The sequence below is a fragment of the Rhodococcus gannanensis genome, from assembly GCF_042681175.1.
Classification (GTDB): domain Bacteria; phylum Actinomycetota; class Actinomycetes; order Mycobacteriales; family Mycobacteriaceae; genus Rhodococcus_G; species Rhodococcus_G gannanensis.
This window is the reverse complement of record NZ_JBHUFB010000013.1, coordinates 39015-58851: the sequence shown is the minus strand read 5'-3', so window position 1 is coordinate 58851 and position 19837 is coordinate 39015. Positions and strand designations below refer to the sequence as shown.

19 protein-coding genes are annotated in these 19837 nt (G+C 69.9%); 8 read left to right on the top strand and 11 right to left on the bottom strand.

What is annotated here, in order from left to right; genetic code table 11:
* Window positions 1-8: 8 nt before the first annotated feature.
* Entirely contained in the window at window positions 9-584 is a 576-nt protein-coding gene (locus ACFSJG_RS17495; RefSeq protein ID WP_378486849.1) for a DUF3000 domain-containing protein, read from the bottom strand.
* Window positions 585-710: 126 nt separating this feature from the next.
* Between ACFSJG_RS17495 and hemE the strand changes: the two genes are divergently transcribed.
* From hemE to ACFSJG_RS17470, 5 genes are all read left to right on the top strand, one after another.
* Entirely contained in the window at window positions 711-1808 is a 1098-nt protein-coding gene (gene hemE / locus ACFSJG_RS17490) for a uroporphyrinogen decarboxylase (protein ID WP_378486516.1), read from the top strand.
* Window positions 1805-3157 carry a protoporphyrinogen oxidase gene (locus ACFSJG_RS17485; protein ID WP_378486515.1) on the top strand — a complete coding sequence of 451 codons (1353 nt, stop codon included), beginning with the start codon at window positions 1805-1807 and terminating at the stop codon, window positions 3155-3157. The genes hemE and ACFSJG_RS17485 overlap by 4 nt, the downstream gene beginning before the upstream one ends.
* A 4-nt stretch (window positions 3158-3161) precedes the next feature.
* Window positions 3162-3890: a hydrogen peroxide-dependent heme synthase gene (gene hemQ / locus ACFSJG_RS17480; RefSeq protein WP_378486514.1), complete on the top strand. Its 729-nt coding sequence runs from the start codon at window positions 3162-3164 to the stop codon at window positions 3888-3890.
* Between the two features lie 65 nt (window positions 3891-3955).
* A complete protein-coding gene (locus ACFSJG_RS17475) occupies window positions 3956-6265 on the top strand; it encodes a molybdopterin-dependent oxidoreductase (protein WP_378486513.1) in 2310 nt (769 codons plus the stop codon).
* Window positions 6266-6308: 43 nt separating this feature from the next.
* Window positions 6309-7577, top strand: a complete 1269-nt coding sequence (locus tag ACFSJG_RS17470; RefSeq protein ID WP_378486512.1) for a serine hydrolase domain-containing protein — start codon at window positions 6309-6311, stop codon at window positions 7575-7577.
* A 19-nt stretch (window positions 7578-7596) separates the two neighbouring features.
* On the opposite strand, the gene ACFSJG_RS17465 is transcribed toward ACFSJG_RS17470, so the two are convergent.
* Genes ACFSJG_RS17465 through ACFSJG_RS17445 form a run of 5 tightly spaced genes read right to left on the bottom strand, consistent with a single transcriptional unit; the run spans window position 7597 to window position 12688 of the window.
* The gene (locus ACFSJG_RS17465; RefSeq protein ID WP_378486511.1) at window positions 7597-8562 is read right to left on the bottom strand and encodes an L-lactate dehydrogenase; all 966 of its coding nucleotides are present in this window, start codon (window positions 8560-8562) and stop codon (window positions 7597-7599) included.
* A 46-nt stretch (window positions 8563-8608) separates the two neighbouring features.
* Window positions 8609-9031: a peptide-methionine (R)-S-oxide reductase MsrB gene (gene msrB / locus ACFSJG_RS17460; protein ID WP_378486510.1), complete on the bottom strand. Its 423-nt coding sequence runs from the start codon at window positions 9029-9031 to the stop codon at window positions 8609-8611.
* Window positions 9032-9044: 13 nt separating this feature from the next.
* A complete protein-coding gene (locus ACFSJG_RS17455) occupies window positions 9045-10286 on the bottom strand; it encodes a glycosyltransferase family 87 protein (RefSeq protein ID WP_378486509.1) in 1242 nt (413 codons plus the stop codon).
* 59 nt (window positions 10287-10345) lie between these two features.
* Window positions 10346-11911 carry an alpha/beta hydrolase gene (locus tag ACFSJG_RS17450; protein ID WP_378486508.1) on the bottom strand — a complete coding sequence of 522 codons (1566 nt, stop codon included), beginning with the start codon at window positions 11909-11911 and terminating at the stop codon, window positions 10346-10348.
* A 3-nt stretch (window positions 11912-11914) separates the two neighbouring features.
* On the bottom strand, window positions 11915-12688 hold the full coding sequence (locus ACFSJG_RS17445; protein WP_378486507.1) for a pyrimidine reductase family protein: 774 nt from the start codon (window positions 12686-12688) through the stop codon (window positions 11915-11917).
* 34 nt (window positions 12689-12722) lie between these two features.
* Between ACFSJG_RS17445 and zapE the strand changes: the two genes are divergently transcribed.
* Together zapE and ACFSJG_RS17435 are read left to right on the top strand one after the other, a co-directional pair.
* Complete coding sequence (gene zapE / locus ACFSJG_RS17440) at window positions 12723-13736, top strand: cell division protein ZapE (protein WP_378486506.1); 1014 nt, start codon at window positions 12723-12725, stop codon at window positions 13734-13736.
* A gap of 45 nt (window positions 13737-13781) precedes the next feature.
* Window positions 13782-14840 (top strand): NAD(P)H-dependent amine dehydrogenase family protein, encoded by a 1059-nt coding sequence (locus tag ACFSJG_RS17435; protein WP_378486505.1) that lies wholly within the window; start codon window positions 13782-13784, stop codon window positions 14838-14840.
* 13 nt (window positions 14841-14853) lie between these two features.
* Here the strand turns inward: ACFSJG_RS17435 and ACFSJG_RS17430 are convergent, their stop codons facing one another.
* From ACFSJG_RS17430 to ACFSJG_RS17420, 3 genes are read right to left on the bottom strand one after another with little or no spacing between them, the layout of a single operon-like run.
* Window positions 14854-15384, bottom strand: a complete 531-nt coding sequence (locus ACFSJG_RS17430; RefSeq protein WP_378486504.1) for a GNAT family N-acetyltransferase — start codon at window positions 15382-15384, stop codon at window positions 14854-14856.
* The gene (locus tag ACFSJG_RS17425; RefSeq protein WP_378486503.1) at window positions 15381-15812 is read right to left on the bottom strand and encodes a hypothetical protein; all 432 of its coding nucleotides are present in this window, start codon (window positions 15810-15812) and stop codon (window positions 15381-15383) included. Before ACFSJG_RS17425 ends, ACFSJG_RS17430 begins: the two co-directional genes overlap by 4 nt.
* A 15-nt stretch (window positions 15813-15827) precedes the next feature.
* Window positions 15828-17024: an MFS transporter gene (locus ACFSJG_RS17420; protein WP_378486502.1), complete on the bottom strand. Its 1197-nt coding sequence runs from the start codon at window positions 17022-17024 to the stop codon at window positions 15828-15830.
* A 96-nt stretch (window positions 17025-17120) separates the two neighbouring features.
* Here ACFSJG_RS17420 and ACFSJG_RS17415 point away from each other — a divergent pair, with 96 nt between their 5' ends.
* Window positions 17121-18518: a GH1 family beta-glucosidase gene (locus ACFSJG_RS17415; RefSeq protein ID WP_378486501.1), complete on the top strand. Its 1398-nt coding sequence runs from the start codon at window positions 17121-17123 to the stop codon at window positions 18516-18518.
* A gap of 41 nt (window positions 18519-18559) precedes the next feature.
* Here the strand turns inward: ACFSJG_RS17415 and ACFSJG_RS17410 are convergent, their stop codons facing one another.
* Window positions 18560-19027: an RDD family protein gene (locus ACFSJG_RS17410; protein ID WP_378486500.1), complete on the bottom strand. Its 468-nt coding sequence runs from the start codon at window positions 19025-19027 to the stop codon at window positions 18560-18562.
* Window positions 19024-19806 (bottom strand): hypothetical protein, encoded by a 783-nt coding sequence (locus ACFSJG_RS17405; protein WP_378486499.1) that lies wholly within the window; start codon window positions 19804-19806, stop codon window positions 19024-19026. Before ACFSJG_RS17405 ends, ACFSJG_RS17410 begins: the two co-directional genes overlap by 4 nt.
* Between the last annotated feature and the right edge of the window lie 31 nt (window positions 19807-19837).

Here is a 19837-nt window from a genome sequence, read left to right as displayed (position 1 = left end):
TCGGGACGTCAGCGACCGAGCGAGGTCACGCCGGCCGGCGGTAGTCCCGCGGCCGCCGCGAGGACCTCGCAGAACGCTTCGACGTGGGGTGCGAGTGTGGTGCTCGCCGCGGTCCACGACGCCCGCAGCTCGAGTTGGTGTGCGCGCGGTGGTCCGGCGATGTCCCCGTAGCGGACCGAACTGGTCGCGGTCACCGTGCCGCCGAGAGCGGTGACCTGCTCGTGGTGCGCGTCCAGCGCGTCGACGAGCCAGCTCCACGCGACCTCGGGCAGCAGCGGGTCCGCCGCCAGGTCGGCTTCCAGGTCGGCCTGGATGTACGCGACGAGTCGCATGGTCCCGTTCCACGCCTCGTCGCCTGCGGGGTCGTACAGCAGGATCAGGCGCCCGAACGCGTCACCCTCGGAGTCCTCGGCGACCACGTCGGACTGCGGATGCCGGACCTCGGCGCCGATCGCGTAGCTGTACGGTGCGAGCCGCTGAGGTGGGCGGATGGGGCCGATCTCGATCTGCGGATGGACCGATGCCGCATGCATGGAGTCCACCGCGCTACGGAACGGCGCTGGCTCGGCGTTGGGTCCGGACATGGTCACAGAGCGGACGGTAGACCGACCCCGTTGATCCGCGGTGGAGGCGCGCCGGACGTCCCGAGACGGTCGATCTGGCAGCATGACTGACGAGTAGCACGGACCGGGTGACGAGCGTTGGGACACATGAGCGATCTGGAAGACACGAATTCGGCAATGACCACCGGCGCGCGGTACCCGTACCGCAGGCGCCTGACGGATGCGCCGCTGCTCGCTGCGGCCACCGGCGGGCGGCCGAGCCACCGCCCCGTGTGGTTCATGCGGCAGGCCGGGCGTTCGCTGCCCGAGTACCGGGAGATCCGGGCGGGCATCGGGATGCTCGAGTCCTGCTTCAACCCGGAACTGGTCTGCGAGATCACCATGCAGCCCGTGCGCAGGCACAAGGTGGACGCCGCGATCCTGTTCTCCGACATCGTGGTGCCGCTCAAGGCGGCGGGGGTGGACCTCGACATCGTCGCGGGCACCGGGCCCGTCGTCGCGAACCCGGTGCGCACCGCCGCCGACGTCGCGGCGCTGCCCCGGCTGCGCGCCGAGGAGGTCGGCGCCGTCACCGAGGCGATCTCGCTCCTCACCGCCGAACTCGGCGACACCCCGCTCATCGGCTTCGCGGGCGCGCCGTTCACCCTGGCGTCCTACCTGGTCGAGGGCGGACCGAGCCGCAACCACGAGCGCACCAAGGCCCTGATGCACTCCGACCCGACGACGTGGCACGCGCTCCTCGGGGCGCTCGCGGACACCACGATCGCCTTCCTGCAGGCGCAGTTGCACGCAGGCGTCGACGCCATCCAGCTGTTCGACTCCTGGACGGGTGCGCTGTCGGAGGCGGACTACCGGACCTACGTCCTGCCGCATTCGGAGCGGGTGTTCGCCGAGGTCGCCGAGGCGGGCGTGCCGCGCATCCACTTCGGGGTGGGCACCGGGGAGCTGCTCGGTGTGATGGGCGAGGTCGGAGCCGACGTCGTCGGTGTGGACTGGAGGATCCCGCTCGACGAGGCGGGCAGGCGGGTCGGACCGGGCAAGGCGCTGCAGGGCAACCTCGACCCCGCGGTCCTCTTCGCCGGCTGGGACGCCGTCGAGAAGGAAGTACGCCGCATCGCTTCCGAGGCGGATCGGGCGATCGCCGCCGGAGCCACGGGCCACATTTTCAACCTCGGGCACGGTGTCCTGCCGGACACCGACCCCGCCGTGCTGACCGACGTCGTGGAGCTGGTGCATTCGCTGTGACCACGGTTGCGGTGGTGGGCGGCGGCATCTCCGGGCTCGTTGCCGCCTACCGATTGCGGCAGCGGTTGGGTCCCGACGCCCGGATCGTCGTCATCGAGGAGTCGGAGCGGTGCGGGGGCAAGCTCCGCACCGTCCCTCTCGCCGGTGGGCCTGTCGACGTCGGCGCCGAGGCATTCATCGAGCGGCGCCCCGAGGTGCCGGAGCTGCTCGCAGAGCTGGGGCTGTCGGATCAGGTCGAGCACCCGTCGGCTGCGCGCCCGCTGATCTGGGCCGGGGGGCGGCTGCACCCGCTGCCCACCGGCACCCTCATGGGGATTCCTGCGGGGTCGGCGTCCCTCGCCGGACTCGTCGACGCACCGACCCTGGCGCAGATCGACGCGGAGCCGAGCCGGCCGCTGAGCTGGGATCGCTCCGCCGACGTCTCGGTCGCGGCACTGGTCGGCGACCGGTTCGGTGACCAGGTGGTCCGCCGGTCCGTCGATCCTCTGCTCGGCGGCGTCTACTCGGGGCTCTCCGACACCGCGGGCGTGCGGGCGACGGTCCCCGCCCTGGCGGCGGCGCTGGACGCCGGCGCCGACAGCCTCACCGAGGCGGTGCGCCGGGCGTTGCCGCCGCCGTCGGACGCACCCGTGTTCGGCACCCTCCGCGGCGGCTACGGCATCCTGCTCGACGCGCTGCGTCACGCTGCGGCGGCCGAGTTCCACTCCGGCGCGACCGCGGGAGGGCTCCGGCGTGCGGCCGACCGCTGGTCGGTCGACCCGGTCGGGGAGGTCGACGGGGTGATCCTCGCGGTCCCGGCCGATCGTGCCGCGGCGCTGCTCGCCGACGCGGTGCCCACCGCTGCGGTGCACGCGGCGGACATCCCGTTGGCCTCGTCGGTCGTCGTCGCACTCGCACTTCCGAAAGAGGCTGCGCTGCCGGACAACTCGGGAATCCTGGTGGCGACCGGCGAGGATCTCGCCGCGAAGGCGTTCACGTTGTCCTTTCGAAAGTGGCCACATCTCGGTGCGCGGGAGGTTGCCCTTGCGCGGGCGTCGTTCGGCCGGTTCGGTGATGCCGCGATCGTCGACGCCGACGACGAACAGCTCGTCACGCTGGCACGTGCGGACCTCGCGACGGTGTGCGGGGTCCGTGACCGGCCCGTCGCAGCGTTCGTACAACGCTGGCACGGCGGACTCCCGCAGTATCGGGCCGGGCACCTGGGCGTGGTGGCCGCGCTCGAGAGTGCGATCGCGGCCGTCGACGGCATCGAGATCGCCGGTGCCATGCTGCACGGGGTCGGCGTCCCTGCCTGCGTCGCGTCGGCGACCGGTGCCGCGACGCGGCTCGCGGAGCGGGTGGCAGGATAGGGTCATGGCACGCCTCGACTACGACAAGCTCAACTCGACCCTGCGGTACGCGATGTTCTCGGTGTTCCAGGTCCAGCCGGGAGTGCTGGACGAGGACCGCACCAAGGCGATCGACGACGCGACGGCCTTCTTCGGCCCCTTCTGGGAGACCTCGGAGAACCCCGTCGAGCGGCAGGACACCACCGACACCGTCGTCCGCGGGATCTACGACGTCGCGGGCGTACGCGCCGACGCCGACTTCATGATCTGGTCGCACGCGGAGAAGCTCGAGGACCTGCAGAAGCTGTACGCCGACTTCCGTCGGACCACCATCCTCGGCCGGGCCAGCGCGCCGGTCTGGTCGAACGTCGCGCTGCACCGTCCTGCGGAGTTCAACAAGAGCCATGTGCCGGCGTTCGTCGCGGGCGAGGCGCCCGGCAACTACATCTGCGTCTACCCGTTCGTGCGTTCCTACGAGTGGTACCTGCTCCCGGACGCCGAGCGTCGCACGATGCTCGCCGATCACGGCAAGGCCGGCCGTGGCTACCCGGATGTCCGCGCCAACACCGTTCCCGCGTTCGCGCTCGGCGACTACGAGTGGATCCTCGCCTTCGAGGCGCCGGAGTTGGACCGGATCGTCGACCTGATGCGTGACCTGCGCGCCACGGAGGCCCGCATGCACGTGCGCGAGGAGACGCCGTTCTTCACCGGCCCGCGCGTGACGGTCGAGCAGCTGGTGTCCGCGCTGCCCTGATTCCACCGGCTGCGCCGGGTGGTCGGGATTCCCGGCCACCCGGCGCGTGGTGGCAAACTGGCGACATGGGTTCGGCGAGTACACGGCGTCAGCAGATGGCGCACTGGGGGATGTTCGAGGCGGAAGCGCAGGACGGCGAGATCACTGCTGTCCACCCCTTCGCCGGTGACGCCGACCCGTCGCCGATCCTCGAGAACGCCGTCGGCTCCGTGCGGCACCGGTCCCGGATCACCGGTCCGGTCGTCCGGCGCGGCTGGCTCGAGGACGGGCCGGTGCCGTCGGACCGCCGGGGCTCCGACGAGTTCGTGGCGGTGTCCTGGGACGAACTGACCGAACTGCTGGCCCGGGAGTTGCGGCGGGTCGTGGACACCCACGGTAACCGCGCGATCTTCGGCGGGTCCTACGGCTGGTCGGCGCCGGGCCGCTTCCACCATGCGCAGAGTCAGGTGCACCGGTTCCTGAAGATGCTCGGCGGTTACACCCGCTCCGAGAACACCTACTCGCTGGGCGCGACCGCCGTCATCATGCCGCGGGTCATCGGCACCCATTGGAAACTGTTCGCCCGGTCCACGAACTGGGACGTCATCGCGCGCGAGACCGATCTGATGGTGTGTTTCGGTGGGGTGCCGCTGAAGAACACCGCGGTCAACGACGGCGGCACCAGCGATCACCCGACCCGGGGTGCACTCGACGCGCTGCGGGCCCGCGGCGGACGCATCGTCACGATCAGTCCGCTGCGCGACGACGTACACGGAGATGCCGAGTGGCTGGCGCCGCGGCCAGGCAGCGACGTCGCGGTCATGCTCGCCCTCGGCCACGTTCTCGCGACGGAGAACCTGCTGGACCGGGCCTTCCTCGACCGGTACACCGTCGGCTACGGCAAGTTCGAGGACTATCTGCTCGGTCGTGCGGACGGGGTGGCGAAGGATCCCGTCTGGGCCGAGGGCATCTCCGGCATCCCCGCCGCCGACATCGCCGCGTTGGCTCGCCGGATGGCGTCCGGCCGCACGCTCGTCACGGTCACCTGGTCGCTGCAGCGGGTGCGGCATGGCGAGCAGGCGCCCTGGGCGGGCATCACCCTGGCCGCGATGCTCGGCCAGATCGGGCTTCCCGGAGGCGGATTCGGGCACGGCTACGGGTCCATGAACGAGCCGGGTCTCGCGCCGGTGCCGTACCCGCTGCCGACGCTGTTCCAGGGACAGAACCCGGTGTCGGACTCGATCCCGGTGGCGGCGATCTCGGATCTGCTGCTGCATCCGGGGGAGCGGTACGACTACAACGGCGAGTCCCGCACCTTCCCCGACATCCGGCTCGTGTACTGGGCGGGCGGCAACCCCTTCCATCACCATCAGGATCTCGGGCGTCTGCGCCGGGCCCTGGCCCGGCCGGACACGATCGTCGTGCACGACCCGTACTGGACGCCGATGGCCAAGCATGCGGACATCGTGGTGCCGTCGACGACCTCGCTCGAACGAAACGACCTGACCTGCACCAGGAACGACCCGCTGATGGTGGCGATGCAGGCTGCGGTCGAGCCCTACGCCGACGCGCGCGACGACTACGACACCTTCGCGGCGCTCGCGCGCCGACTCGGTTTCGGGGCGCAGTTCACCGAGGGGCGAACCTCCGGGGAGTGGATCGAGCACCTCTACGAGCAGTGGCGCGGCTTCGTCGCGGCCGACGGCGGCGACGCCCCGCCGTTCGACGAGTTCTGGGCGCGGGGACACGTCCGGATGCGCACCGAGGACGACCTGACGCTGCTCGAGGATTTTCGCGCCGATCCCGAGCGCAACGCGCTGCGTACTCCGAGTGGGAAGATCGAGATCTTCTCCAGCGACATCGACGGATTCGGCTACGACGACTGTGCAGGCCACCCGACCTGGTACGAACCGGAGGAATGGCTCGGCGGTGCGCGGGCCGAGCGTTTCCCGCTGCACCTGATCGCGAATCAGCCGAAGACCCGGCTGCACGGTCAGCTCGACCACGGCGCCATCAGCCAGTCGTCGAAAGTCGTTGGCCGCGAGCCGATCCGGCTGCATCCGGCCGCCGCCGCGGAGCGGGGGATCACGGCCGGTGACGTCGTGCGAGTGTTCAACGACCGCGGGGCCTGCCTGGCCGGGGCGGTGCTCGACGACGGCCTGCTTCGCGGGGTCGTGCAGCTGTCCACGGGTGCCTGGTACGACCCGCTCGATCCGTCCGACCCGAATTCGATGTGCGTGCACGGCAATCCGAACGTCCTCACTCCTGACGTCGGCACCTCACGTCTCGCGCGTGGTTGCACGGGGCAGCATGTGCTTGTGGAGATCGAGCGCTTCGTCGGTGACGTCCCGCCGATCCGCGCCTACGAGCCACCGGTCGTTCGTTCACACATGTGAACCACCTCACATCGGTGGCTGATCCCGCGTAGCGTGAAAGTCCATGAACCGTCATGCGGTACCTGGACGACTGCTGCGGGTTGCGGGCGTTGTGCTGACGCTGACCCTGTTCGTCGGCGCCTGCTCGGACTCCGACGACGCGTCCTCGGACGCCACTTCCACGACCTCCGGCTCCACCACCGGGACGTCGACGACCTCGGGCGCCGGTTCGGTGAAGCCCGTCGATCAGGCCGGTCTCGAGGCCGCGCTGGCGGACGGCGCGAAGGAGTTCCTGTACCCGGGGGCGTTCGCGCTGTTGCGTACCCCGTCCGGGACGGTGACCGCCACCTACGGGACCACCGAGCGTGACGGCGGCGATCCGGTGGCGTCGGGTGACCACATCCGCATCGGCTCCAACACCAAGACCTGGACCGCGACCGTCATCCTGCAACTCGCGCAGGAGGGGAAGATCGCGGTCACCGACCCGGTGTCCAAGTACCGGCCCGACGTCCCGAACGGCGAGAACATCACCGTCGCGCAGGTCCTGGACATGCGCTCCGGGCTCTACAACTACAGCGAGACTCCCGAGGTCAACGAGGCGCTCGACAACCAGCCGGAGCGCGTCTGGACACCGGAGGAGCTCCTCGCCATCGGGCTCGCGCAGCCGCCGTACTTCCCGCCCGGGCAGGGCTACCACTACTCGAACACCAACTACGTCCTGTTGGGACTCGTCGCGGAACAGCTCGACGGCAAGCCTCTCGGGGAGATCTACCGCGACCGCATCATCGGTCCCGCGGGGCTGACCAACTCGTCGTTCCCCGAGGCCACGGATACCTCGCTCCCGGATCCGTACTCGCACGGGTACTTCTTCGGAACCAACATGCTGACCCTCACCGATCCGGCGCTACCCGCCGACATGCAGACCGCCGCCACGGACGGCACCCTGATGCCGACCGACGTCACCAACAACAACCCGTCGTGGACGTGGTCCGCGGGTGGCGGCATCTCCACGGCCGAGGATCTCGCCACGTGGGCGGAGGCGCTCGCCGGCGGCAAGGCACTCGACGCCGACATGCAGGCGCAGCGGATGAAGAGCATCACGCCCACCGACCCGTCCAATCCCGAGGCCGCCGGCTACGGCTGGGGCATAGCGAAGATGGGTCCGATGTACGGGCACACGGGAGAGCTACCCGGCTACAACTCGTTCATGGGCTCGGACCCCGAGAACGGGGTCACGCTGATCGTGTGGGCGAACCTCGCGCCCGGTGCGAACGGGCACGATCCGGCCTCCACGGTCGCGAAGAACCTGATCGGGGAGATGTACACGGGCTGACGTCGGGGCGCGCTCGGCGTCACAGGCCGAGCGCGCGCTGCACGTCCAGGAGCGCTCGCGCCGATGCGTGCAACCCCTGCTCCTCGTCGGCGGACAGTGGCACCTCGAGCACCCGGGTGGCGCCGCGTCCGTCGACGATCGTCGGCAGCGACAGGCACACACCCTCGATGCCGTTGGCGCCCGTCTGCAGACTGGAGACCGGCAGCACCCGGTGCTGGTCGCGGAGGACGGCCTCGACGATCCGCGCCGTGGACAGGCCGATCGCCAGGTTGGTCGCGCCCTTTCCGGAGATGATCTCGTAGGCGCTGCGCATCACCTCGGACGCCAGTTCGGCGCGAACGGCGTCGTCGAACACCGGGCCGTCGCCGAGGTCGTAGGCCAGCGCGGGCACGCCGCCGATCGTCGTGCTCGACCACAGCGCGATCTCGGAGTCGCCGTGTTCACCGACGACGAGGGCGTGGACGTTCTCGACGGCCACTCCGACGCGTTCCGCGACGAGGAAGCGCAGGCGGCCCGAGTCGAGGACGGTGCCGGAGCCGAAGATGCGGGGCGCCGCGTCCTCGCCGGCGGCTCGTGCAGCCGCGTAGGTGACGATGTCGACGGGGTTGCTGACGAACACGACCACCGCGCCCGGGGAGAGGTCGAGCAGGGCCGGTGTCAGGGCCTGGGCCAGTTCGACGTTCGCCGCCGCGAGGTCGAGCCGCGACTGACCCGGGCGTTGCTTGACACCCGCGGTGACCACGATCAGGTCGGAATCCGCGGTCACCGCGAGGTCGTCGGAACCGTCGATCCGGCACGCGGGGGCGAACTGGGTGCCGTGATTGAGGTCCAGCACCTCGGCACGGACCTTACCCGCGTTGGTGTCGTACAGGGCGAGGGCGCCCGCCGACCCGCGGATCAGACACGCGTAGGCGACGGCGGTACCGACGCTGCCGGCGCCGATGATGGACACCTTGGACTTGCGCGACGTCGCTCCACTGGTCATGAACCGATCGTCCCCGCCCGCAGGCGGTCGTGCAGCGCGAAGGCGGCTACGCGGTCGGCGTCAGGCGAAGCGAGATCGAGTTGATGCAGTACCGCTGGTCAGTCGGGGTCGGGTAGCCCTCGCCTTCGAAGACGTGACCGAGGTGGCTGTGACAGTTCGCGCACAGCACCTCGACCCGGCGCATCCCGAGCGATTCGTCCGGACGCAGGATCACCGCGTCCGAGTCTGCGGGATCGAAGAACGACGGCCACCCGCAGTGCGACTCGAACTTCTCGGTCGAGGTGAACAGCAGGGCGTCGCACGCCCTGCAGTGGTACTCGCCCCTGGTCTTCGTGTCGGTGTACTCGCCGACGAAGGGACGTTCCGTCCCCGCCTGCCGGAGCACCGCGTACTCCTCCGGCGTCAGCTTCTCGCGCCACTGCGCGTCGGTCAGCTCGAACCCGGGCTTGCGGCCTGCATCGGAAGTCATGTGACCACGCTACTCACGATGCGACGGGAACGGTCTCCCGTTCGCGCTCGTCGAACACCGGGTCGATCCCCTGATCGAGGCGGCCCTCCCGCTTCGCGGTCAGGTAACGGACGACGAGGACGGCGCAGATCACCAGCAGCAGCAGGCTCCACCCGAGGGTCGTCTTCATGTACTCGGCGGCGCGGCCGGTCGCCGGGAAGCGGCCCGAGAGCCAGCTGTCGAGCGACATGAATCCGTACACCGCGAGCCACGCCGGCCAGTTTCGCATCACCGAGTTGCGGAGCACCACGGTCATCAGCAGCGGCAGCAGCATCATCGAGTAGTACATCTGCCCGAGCGAGCCGAGCAGGAACGATCCGCACAGCAGCACTCCGGACGTGGTGCAGAAGAAGAACAGCCGGTCTTCGCGGTAGTACCGGTACAGCAACCACAACGACACCAGCACAACGACACCGAACGCCGCGCGCAGGATCAGGACCAGCCACCCGGGCAGCCCGTAGTAGGCGCCGTTTCCGACGATGGCGGAGTTGAAGTAGTCGCGCGATTCCATGAGGTACGGCAGCGTGTGGTGCACGAACTCCATCGGGTCCACGGCCAGGGGCCAGGCGACCGCGGTGAGGATCAGCGGGATGCCGAAGGCGGTGACGAACACCTTCCACTGCTTGGTCACGAGCGGCAGCAACAGCAGGGGTGCGAGGATCGGTTTCACCGCGAAGGTCAGGCCGATCGCGACGCCCGCCCAGGCGTCCCGTCGCTTGAGCAGCAGGTAGAGGAACGCGATCTCGCCGAGCAGCACGACACCGTTGATGTTCGTGTAGACGAGCGTGTTGGTGACGGTCTCGCTGGCGAACATGCCGAGCAGCAGGATCGGGGCGGCGACGGAGTCGAGCGCCAGCCCGAACATCTTCAGCAGCAGGTATCCGGCGATGATCACTGCGACCGCGTTGCCGAGGATGAACAGCCACCGTGACCGCTCGGGGTCGATGATCGCGATGGGCGCCATCAGGAGGGTGCCGCTCGGCGGATAGAGGTAGTGGGGGTCCACCCAGTTGAAGTTCGCCGTGTACACCGGGCGGCGGTTCAGGAACTCCAGCGCGGCGTTGTAGACGGGCGTGAAGTCGTCGGTGCGTGCCCCGTTCACAGCCTTGACCAGCACCCGGTGCAGCACCGTCATGATCGCGAGCGGCCAGAGCGCGAACTTCACCACCTCGGCGGTGGTGCGGGCGGTACGCGGCTCGAGCTGTCGAAGGAACACCGTGGCACGGTACCCGACTCGCCGCCGTGACCGCCCGAAGACTCCACCGGGTTTCGGGCTCAGCCCGGACACGCGCCGCCGTCGGGTGGGAGGACGGCGGAGGCCGCGTACCCGACGACGGCGAGTTGCACGCAGTCGGAATGGGTGAGCGCCGGATGCCCCGACCCCAGCCAGGCGACCGTCGCCGTCGGCGTGCCGACGGCGGCGAGCACACCCGTGGCAGATCCGGCGCCGTCGCCGCTGACCGGGTCCGCCGCGCCTGCCACCGCCATGGTGGCCACCGTCGCGGTCCCCGGAGCGGGCGCCTGTGCCGTGGTCGGCCAGGACGCGCAGAGCAGCAGTTCCAGTGCCCCCTCCGGCCCGAACACCGGGTACCGCTCACCCCAGTCGGCCATCAGCTCGCGGACCCGTCCAGGTGTGGGCCACTGGTGGCCGTCCGAGCAGCGTGCGACGAACTGACCGTCGCTCCGGGTCGCGGCGACCGCGCTGTCGACACGGCCCTGCAACGGGCCCGTGTCGCCTGCCGCGGCGGAGGCGAGGACATCCGAGAACTCCCGGATCCCGGCCTGCACGTCGCCTCGGGGTGAGCCGACGAAGTCGGTGATCGCGAGGAGCACGGCGTTCGACGACACGGAGCCGAGTTCGCTGCGCCTGGCCCGGTCCACCAGATCCGTGATCGCGCCGAGTGGATCCGGCCCCAACGAGCACTGCAGCGCCGCGCACTGCCGGGCGTACGATGCGAGCGCGGCCTGCCGGCCACGGACCACGGCTTCGGCTGTCGTCGCGGCATCGGTACGCACCACCGACGGGGAGTCGAGAACCAGTCGAGCCAGCGACGTGGGATGCGCGGTCGCGTACGCCAGCGCGACGTCGACACCGCTGCCCGCGGCGATCAGCCCGATCCGGTCGACCCCCCAGGCGACGCGCAACGCGTCCAGATCCTCCGCGGCGTGGGGGGCGTCGAAGGACAGTTCGTGGGGCTGCAGGAAATCCGTGCAGGTCGTCGTCGCGTCCCGGCCGAGCGCCAGCACGGTGTCCGCGGCGTCGCCGCCACGGGCCGGAGGCCGGGTGAACTGCCCGAGGTCGATCATCGCCTGCCTGGGCATCGTGGTGGTCCCGTCGGCGCACTCGATCGCCGTCGACGTCCCGATCCCGCGACGGTCCACCGCCACCACCGGCCGCGTGGCCAGCAGGGTGCTCGCCGGCCCCGTCGCGAGCGCGGCCAGGGTCTCGGTCGACGCCCGGTCGGCGCCGGTGGTGAGGACCAGGGGTGCCGCGTCGGCGGGGGTCTGCGGCAGTCGGGCGCGTAGCACGCCGACGTCGAACGTGCCGTGGGACGGCTGCCCGGGGTCGACGGGAGCGACGAGGTCGGCGCAGTCGAGCACCAGCCCGCCCGGGCCCGGCGGCAACCCGAGCGTCTCCACCGTCTCGGCGGTGCAGTCCCGCCATGCCAGGTCGTGAACCGGTACGGGCAGCTCGGGTGCGACGTCCGGGACTTCGCCCGACGTGGAGGTCGGGGCGTTGCCCGGCTGCTCGACGATCGCGACGTCGGGCCGGACGCTCGGCCCCGCACCGCAGGCGGTGCACAGCGCGATGACCACAGCCGCCAACCCCAGAGTGCGCATGCGTCACAGCCTGCCAGGTCGCTCCCGCACCCAGCGGGTCAGGATCGTCCCGTCGTCGTCGGCGAGAACGTGCGCCCTGCGCATCGGCCGTGGTGACGACGACGGGGACGACGCGATCCGTCCGGCGCCGCCCGCGACGAGCACCGGGGACGTCGTCAGACACAGTTCGTCGACGGCGTCGTCGTCCAGCAGCTGGCCGAACAGGCTGGGTCCGCCTTCACAGAGCACTCGCGCGAGCCCCCGATCGGCGAGTACGGTCAGTAGCGCCGCGGTGGGGACCGCCTCCGCGTCGACGGTCACCACATCCGCGCCCGCCGCCTCCAGTGCACGCACCCGATCCGCCGGCGCGGCCCGTCCCGTGATCACCATCGGAGCGACGTCGGTGTCCGTGAGGAGCCTGCTGCCGGGGTCGATCCGGGCGCTCGCGGTGACGACGGCGATCGGTGGTACCGGAGCCTGCCCGCGGCCGACCCGACGTTCCCTGGCTGCGGCGTCGGGCCTTGCGCCGCCGTAGTCCTCGGACCGTGCGGTGGCCGCGCCCACGACCACGACGTCGGCGAGTTCTCGCAGGATGGTGAAGACGCGCCGATCCGCGGGCGTGCCGAGCGCCCCGGAGGTACCCTCGGCGGTGACCGCCCCGTCGATGCTGGAGACGAAGTTCGTCCGGACCCACGGCGACCCGGGATCCGTTGGGTAGGCGTACCACTCGCGAATCTCGTCGTCGGTTAGCGGGCTGTGAGCTGTTGTGAGGAATCCCTCATTATCGATGGGGCGCATACTGTCGATAACAGCACGTAGATACGCTGTTTACATGCCGCAGCGCCTTGTCGACCGCAATCCCGTGGTCCACGCCGACCAATTGGTTGCACAGATGGTCCCGCCCGCCATGTTCGACGAGGTGAGTTTCGCCTCCTACATTCCCGATCCGAACGAACCGAGCCAGGCTGCTGCCGTACACAAGGCCGAGGAGTTCGCGGGCAAGGTCGCCAAGATCCGGTCCGGTGGACGCCGCGGACTGTTCGGCAAGAAGGCGCCGTCGACCGGTGCCGGCCTCTACCTCGACGGCGGATTCGGCGTCGGCAAGACCCACCTGCTCGCGTCGATCTTCCACAGCTCGCCGAGCCCGAAGGCGTTCGGCACCTTCGTCGAGCTCACCCACGTGGTCGGCGCGCTCGGCTTCAACAACGCCGTCGAGCAGCTGTCCTCGCACAGCGTGCTCTGCATCGACGAGTTCGAACTCGACGACCCGGGCGACACCATGCTCGTGTCGCGACTGCTGACCGAGCTGTCCGCGCGGGGCGTGTCCATCGTCGCGACGTCGAACACACTGCCGGGTCAGCTGGGCGAGGGTCGTTTCGCCGCACAGGACTTCCTGCGCGAGATCAAGAAGCTCGGTTCGATTTTCGAGACGATCCGCGTCGACGGCCCCGACTACCGACACCGCGACCTCCCGCCCGCGCCCGAGCCCATCTCGTCGGCCGAGCTGCGTGAGCGCGCCGAGTCCACCCCGGGTGCCACCCTCGACGACTTCGACGAGCTGTGCGTGCACCTGAGCACGCTGCACCCGTCGCGCTACAACAAGCTGATCCAGGACGTCAGTGCCGTCTTCCTCGACGGTGTGCATGCCGCCGAGGACCAGTCGGTGGCGCTGCGTCTGGTCGTCCTCGCGGACCGCCTCTACGACGCCAGCATCCCGGTGACGGTGTCCGGCGCGAAGCTCGACGAGATCTTCACTCCGGAGATGCTCGCGGGTGGCTACAAGAAGAAGTACCTGCGCGCCACCTCGCGTCTGCTCGCGCTCTCCCGCTTCGAGGTTCCGGCGTAGCCGGAAAGCGCACATCGGGGCACGGCCCCACCTACCATCGGCGCCATGACGTTTCGTGTGGTGCAGTGGGCGACGGGTGGGGTCGGGACGGCGGCAGTGCGAGCGGCGTTGCTGCACCCCGAGATCGACCTCGTGGGGTGCTGGGTGCACTCCGACGACAAGCACGGCCGCGACATCGGTGAGCTCGCAGGAACCGATCCGATCGGCGTCCACGCCACGTCGAGCGTCGACGAACTCCTCGCTCTCGATGCGGACTGCGTGATCTACACCCCGCTCGTCGCGGACAAGAAGGTCGTCGCGGCACTGCTCGCATCGGGCAAGAACGTCGTCACCCCGCTCGGCTGGTTCCGGCCCTCGGAACGGGACGCGGCCCTGGAGACGACCGCCGTCGACGCCGGGGTCACCCTGCACGGCACCGGAATCGACCCCGGCGGCATCACCGACCTGTTCCCGCTGGCGTTGTCCGCGATGACGTCGGCGGTGACGTTCGTGCGCGCGGAGGAGTTCTCCGATCTACGCGGATACGCGGCACCGGACGTGCTGCGGTGGATCATGCGGTTCGGTGGGTCGGTGCAGGAGGCGAAGGACGGGCCCATGCTGGGCCTGCTCACCGGCGGGTTCACGCAGTCGCTCCGGCTGATCCTGGACGGTATGGGGTTCGATCCCGAGGCCGAGATCCGCACCGGCCACGAGATCGCCGTCGCGACGGCGCCCATCGACAGTCCCCTCGGCGTCATCGAACCGGGATGCGTTGCGGGGCAGCGATTCCAGTGGGATGCGGTGATCGACGGCAGCTCCGTGGCGCGGGTCGCCGTGAACTGGCTGATGGGGGAGGAGAACCTCGACCCGCCGTGGACGCTCGGCCTCGCGGGCGAACGCTACGAGGTCGAGATCGAGGGCACGCCCAGCTCACTCGTGACGTTCACCGGATTCAACTCGGACGCGATCGAGAAGGCGGGCGATCCGAATCCCGGCATCGTGGCGACCGCGAACCACCTGGTCAATTCCGTCCCGTACGTCTGCCGCGCCGAGCCCGGAATCAAGTCCTACCTGGACCTGCCGCTGATGGCGGGTCGCGCACACCCGAAGTTGGCGCGCCGGTAGCTCGGCGCCGCGATCAGAGCCGTCGCTCCATGACGAAGTCGTGGTGCAGCTGCCCGCCGACCCGGAACCGCTTGGTCCCGGCCTTCGCGAAGCCCTGCTTGGCGTAGAAGCGCTGGGCCCGGACGTTCTCCTGGTTGACGCCGAGCCAGAGGCCGGCGGCGCCGTTCGTGCGTGCGCGCGCGATCGCTGCATCCATCAGCAGATGCGAGACGCCCTCGCCGTGATGATCAGGCAGGACGTACAGCTTGCTCAGCTCGACCGTGGGCAGCACCGTCACGGCCGCGCGCACGTCGGCGTCATCGGCGACACCGTCGACGAGCATCGCGTATCCGACGACGGCGCCGTCACCGACGGCCTTGAGCACCGTCCGGTCGGCCGCCGCGAGGTAGGAGGTGAAGTTGTCCTCGGACAGTACGGTGGCGAGGAACTCGGCCACGTCGTCGTCGGTAACGGACGGCGGGCAGGCCAGGGGGAAGGTGACGGCCGCGACGGCGGCGAGTTCGGCCGCGTCGGACGGGTCGGCCACGGCGACGGTGACGGTCACAGGCGATCCACCAGTTCCTTCGCTTCCCGCAGGTCCATGCCGGTGCGGTCGCGGAGGATCTTCGCGGCTCGTCCCTGATGGCCCTCGGCCTTGAGGTCCCGCAGCGTCGGCTCGATGTCGCGCCACTCGGCCGGCGGGTTGCCTGCTGTGGGTACCCACTCGCCGCGCTCGACCGCGTCGATGGCGGCCTTCGCGCCTGCGAGGTCGAGGCCGGTGCGCTCACGCAGCAGGGTGATGGCGTGCACCTTCTTGTGGTCGGCCACCAGTCGTTCGATGCGGTCGCGGGTGTCGAGATCGAGGTTCGCCACGAGGGCGTGTGGCGACGGCCGCCGATCGATCGAACGCGAGCGCCGCGTCAGCAGCCACGTCGTCAGGACCGCGAGGTCCACGAGTATCAGCACCACGATGAACCAGCCCCAGTTCGGCATGGGGCCAGTCAACCATCACGCCGTGCGGTCGGCGGAATCCGGTGCCTCGGCTGCTGCGGTGACGTGTGGACGGAACGCCGGAGCCAGGAAGATCAGTACGACCGCGAACACCAACGGCACCAGGAAGCCCACACGCAGGTTCGACACCGCTGCCACCGCACCGACGATGCCGCCGCCGACGACGGTGCCGGCGTAGTTGAACAGGTTCAGTCGCGCGATGACGGCGTCGGTCTGCTCGGGCGGCGTCAGACGCCCCGCGGCACTGAAGCACAGCGGCGCGACGATGGGGGCGCCCAGTCCGACGACGAGGAACCCGGCGATCGCCATCGCCGGTCCCGTGGCCGTGACGACGACGAGCATTCCCGCGGCGCCGATCGCCGCGCCGACCCGGACCACGGCGATCTCGCCGTACCTGCGAACCCACATGTCGCCGGTGAGGCGGGAGACGAGTCCGGCGCCCTGATACGCGGCGACTGCGAGCGCGGCGGTGCTGGTGCTCGCGAGGAGCATGTCCGTGAGGTAGAGCGCGGACCAGTTGCCGACGCTGAAGTCGATCGCGAAGAACAACGCCATCGCGGCACCGAGTGCGAGGAACGGCCGCAGAGGAACCGCCAGCGGCGCCGTCGGCGCGATGACACGCTCGTGACCCGTGACGAGCAGTCGCGGCCCGAGCGCGATCGTTCCGGCGGCGACCACCGCGGCCGCGATAAGGACCGTGACCGTGAGGCCGACGTCCAGCCCGGCGCAGAGGGAGACGAAGAGCGCTCCGACGATTGCGCCGACGCTCCACACGGCGTGGAACGACGACAGGATCGACCGCCCGTATCGGTGCTGTACGGCCACACCCTGCATGTTCGCGGCGGCATCGATCATGCCGAGCCCGATCCCGTACACCGCGAAACCGGCGAAGAAGGCGACGGTCCCCTGGGCGAGCGCGATGCCCGTGCCCGCCACCGCGACGACGGCCAGCCCGATCCGCAGCGTCGTCCGACTGGAGGTTCGAGTGGCGACGAACTCGGCGAGGACACTGCCGACCCCTGCGACCAGTGACACGGTCACCACGGCGATCACGATCGTGGTGTCGGAGAAGCCGAACTTGTCCTTGATCTGTGGGAGCTGGGTCAGCAGCACGGCAAGGAAGAAGCCCTGCAGTGCGAATGCCGTCGCAGTGGCCACGCGGGCGGTGCGTGTGGCGGGAGTGGGTTCGGTCATGTCCTGTGTCGGTACTTTCGCCGGGCCTGCTGGGGCGTGTTCGGAAATTCAAGCATCACACTGGACGTGCGTCCAGGAAACGGCGACACTCGCCTCATGACGAACACCGAACCCCAGTTTCCGCCCGGCTTCCTGTGGGGTGTGGCCGCTGCCGCGTATCAGATCGAGGGCGCGGTGGACGTCGACGGACGAGGCTCGTCCATCTGGGACGAATTCTGCTCGCGACCGGGAGTGATCGCACGCGGAGAAACCGGCGCGACCGCTACGGATCACTACCACCGCTACCCCGAGGACGTCGCACTCATGCGTGAGCTCGGCGTCGACGCCTACCGGCTCTCGGTGTCGTGGTCGCGGGTGCAGCCGACCGGCAGCGGCGCCGTCAACGACGCCGGACTCGACTTCTACGACCGGCTGATCGACGAACTGTGCGAGGCAGGGATCGCCCCCGCTGTCACGTTGTTCCACTGGGATCTGCCGCAGACGCTGCAAGACGCAGGAGGCTGGCTGAACCGCGAGACCGCCGCTCGGCTCGCCGATTACGCGGCGATCGTCGGCCGACGCCTCGGGGACCGGGTTCGGATGTGGATGCCGTTGAACGAGCCGGTCGTGCACACGCTCTACGGTCACGCGCTCGGCGTCCACGCGCCCGGACAGGCGCTCGGTTTCGGTGCACTGCAGGCAGCGCACCACCAACTCCTCGGGCACGGACTTGCGGTGCAGGCGTTGCGATCCGCGGGCTGCACCGACATCGGCATCGCCTCCAACCACGCCCCCGTCCATGCCGCGAGCGACGCCGAGGCAGACGTCGAGGCCGCCGAGATCTACGACCACATCGTCAACTGGACGTTCGCGGACCCGATTCTGCGTGGCAGCTACTCCGCACCCGAGCTCGCCGCGATCCTGCAGGGACCGGTCGACGACGACCTGAAGACGATTGCCGAGCCGCTCGACTGGTTCGGGATCAACTACTACGAGCCGACGGTGATCGCCGCGCCGACCTCCGACGAGGGCAGTACCGGCGTCCTCGAAGTGGACCTGCCGCCGGGAATGCCCTTCCAACCGGTCGCTCTCGAGGGCTACCCTCGTACCGACTTCGGGTGGCCGGTCGTGCCGGACGGGCTGCGCGAGATCGTGCAGACCTTCGCCGACCGCTACGGCGACGCCCTGCCGCCGCTGTACATCACCGAATCCGGTGCGTCCTACCACGATCCGGCGCCCGACGCCGAGGGCAGAGTGCGTGACCGGCTCCGGATCGACTACCACCGCGCACACCTGCACGCGTTGAAGGAAGCCGTCGACAACGGGGTCGACGTGCGCGGCTACTTCGTGTGGTCGATTCTCGACAACTTCGAATGGGCTGCGGGATACCAGGAACGGTTCGGACTCGTCCACGTCGACTACGAGACACTGCAGCGCACACCGAAGGACTCGTACCACTGGTACCGGAACCTGATCGCCGCCCACCGAGCGACCGCGGGAGCCGCTCGGTCGTGACCGTTGTGGCGTCGCCGAGGCCGTGACCCCGGCGGCGCCGCTCAGGCCGTGACGACGTCCAGGTCCTGACGCCAGTCGTAGACGACCTCGGTGCGGAGGACGATGTCCTGCAGGGACCGTCGGTTCGGGTCGAGCACCACCCACAGCAGCCCCACAGGGAAGAAGACGCACGCGATGGCGCGCGGAAGCGCGACTGCCCACCGAACCCGCTGATGTCTCCTGTTTGTCACCCGCACACCCATCGCGAGCGAGCCGACGGTGCGCCCGGTCGTCGCCCAGCAGCCGGTGAGGTACACGATCGACATGCCCAACCAGGACGCGATCGACCACAGGGGGCCCGGATCGGGGAAGGAGAAGCTCTGCGGCGACAGCAGTAGACGGGTGAGCAGCAGTCCCAGGTACGCGCCACCGAGAATGCCCAGTACGACGCCGAGGTCGATGCCGGCGGCGACACCACGGGTGACGATTCCGGCGGGTCGACGCTCGGGAAGCCCATGACCCGCCGTCACCGGTCACCCGACTCGTCGGTGCCGTTGGCGGGCTGGTCGCGGCCGAACAGCCGGCCGACGAATCCCGCGACGGCGTCGTCGGCGTGCATACCCTGGCTGCGGACGCCGCGGACGGCTTCCTCGGACAGTGAACCGGTGGATTCGCGGATGATCTCGGGTAGATCGACGCCCTCGATGACCTGATCCGCCAGCCCGACCAGGTCGATGCGGTCGATCACCGCGTCGATGTCCAGGCGGGCGGCGATCGCGTCGACGTCCACGCGCCGTACCGCGCTGTCGAGGTCGACGCGGGCCACTGCCCGGTCGAGGTCCACCCTGTCGACGACCGCGTCCAGGGCGACACGGCGGACGGCGCGATCGAGGTCGACCGTGTCGACGATCGCGTCGAGGTCGAGGCGGCCGACTATGCGTTCGAGGTCGGCGCGCGCCACGACGGCGTCCACGTCGATGCCCTTCGCCAGCTCGTCCAGGTCCACGTTCTCCTTCACGATCCGGGTCAGATCCGCCTCGGAAAGGAACGCGACGAGTACCTCCCGGATCACGGCCCGAAGGACCACCCGCGCGGCATCGGCCACCGCATCGAGGGCTGCATCACCACGCTCGGTGAGGGCCCGGACACTCGCGTCGAGTGGCGCGGGGCGGGGGAGTCGGGAGACGGCCCGGACGGTGGTTCGGCCGGCGGCGAGGGCGAGGTCGGCGGTGACCGCGACGGTGCCGGCGAGAACCCGCGCGGCGTGGAGGCCGAGCGACGGATCCGGTGCTGCAGGTTCGGTCGCCATCTCGGACCTCTTCTCCAGTTGGACGGTACGT

Coding starts and splice junctions, on each gene's coding strand:
- ACFSJG_RS17495 (WP_378486849.1), bottom strand. CDS start 584: ATGTCCGGACCCAACGCCGAGCCAGCGCCGTTCCGTAGCGCGGTGGAC.
- hemE (WP_378486516.1), top strand. CDS start 711: ATGAGCGATCTGGAAGACACGAATTCGGCAATGACCACCGGCGCGCGG.
- hemQ (WP_378486514.1), top strand. CDS start 3,162: ATGGCACGCCTCGACTACGACAAGCTCAACTCGACCCTGCGGTACGCG.
- ACFSJG_RS17475 (WP_378486513.1), top strand. CDS start 3,956: ATGGGTTCGGCGAGTACACGGCGTCAGCAGATGGCGCACTGGGGGATG.
- ACFSJG_RS17470 (WP_378486512.1), top strand. CDS start 6,309: ATGAACCGTCATGCGGTACCTGGACGACTGCTGCGGGTTGCGGGCGTT.
- ACFSJG_RS17465 (WP_378486511.1), bottom strand. CDS start 8,562: ATGACCAGTGGAGCGACGTCGCGCAAGTCCAAGGTGTCCATCATCGGC.
- msrB (WP_378486510.1), bottom strand. CDS start 9,031: ATGACTTCCGATGCAGGCCGCAAGCCCGGGTTCGAGCTGACCGACGCG.
- ACFSJG_RS17450 (WP_378486508.1), bottom strand. CDS start 11,911: ATGCGCACTCTGGGGTTGGCGGCTGTGGTCATCGCGCTGTGCACCGCC.
- ACFSJG_RS17445 (WP_378486507.1), bottom strand. CDS start 12,688: ATGCGCCCCATCGATAATGAGGGATTCCTCACAACAGCTCACAGCCCG.
- zapE (WP_378486506.1), top strand. CDS start 12,723: ATGCCGCAGCGCCTTGTCGACCGCAATCCCGTGGTCCACGCCGACCAA.
- ACFSJG_RS17435 (WP_378486505.1), top strand. CDS start 13,782: ATGACGTTTCGTGTGGTGCAGTGGGCGACGGGTGGGGTCGGGACGGCG.
- ACFSJG_RS17425 (WP_378486503.1), bottom strand. CDS start 15,812: ATGCCGAACTGGGGCTGGTTCATCGTGGTGCTGATACTCGTGGACCTC.
- ACFSJG_RS17420 (WP_378486502.1), bottom strand. CDS start 17,024: ATGACCGAACCCACTCCCGCCACACGCACCGCCCGCGTGGCCACTGCG.
- ACFSJG_RS17415 (WP_378486501.1), top strand. CDS start 17,121: ATGACGAACACCGAACCCCAGTTTCCGCCCGGCTTCCTGTGGGGTGTG.
- ACFSJG_RS17405 (WP_378486499.1), bottom strand. CDS start 19,806: ATGGCGACCGAACCTGCAGCACCGGATCCGTCGCTCGGCCTCCACGCC.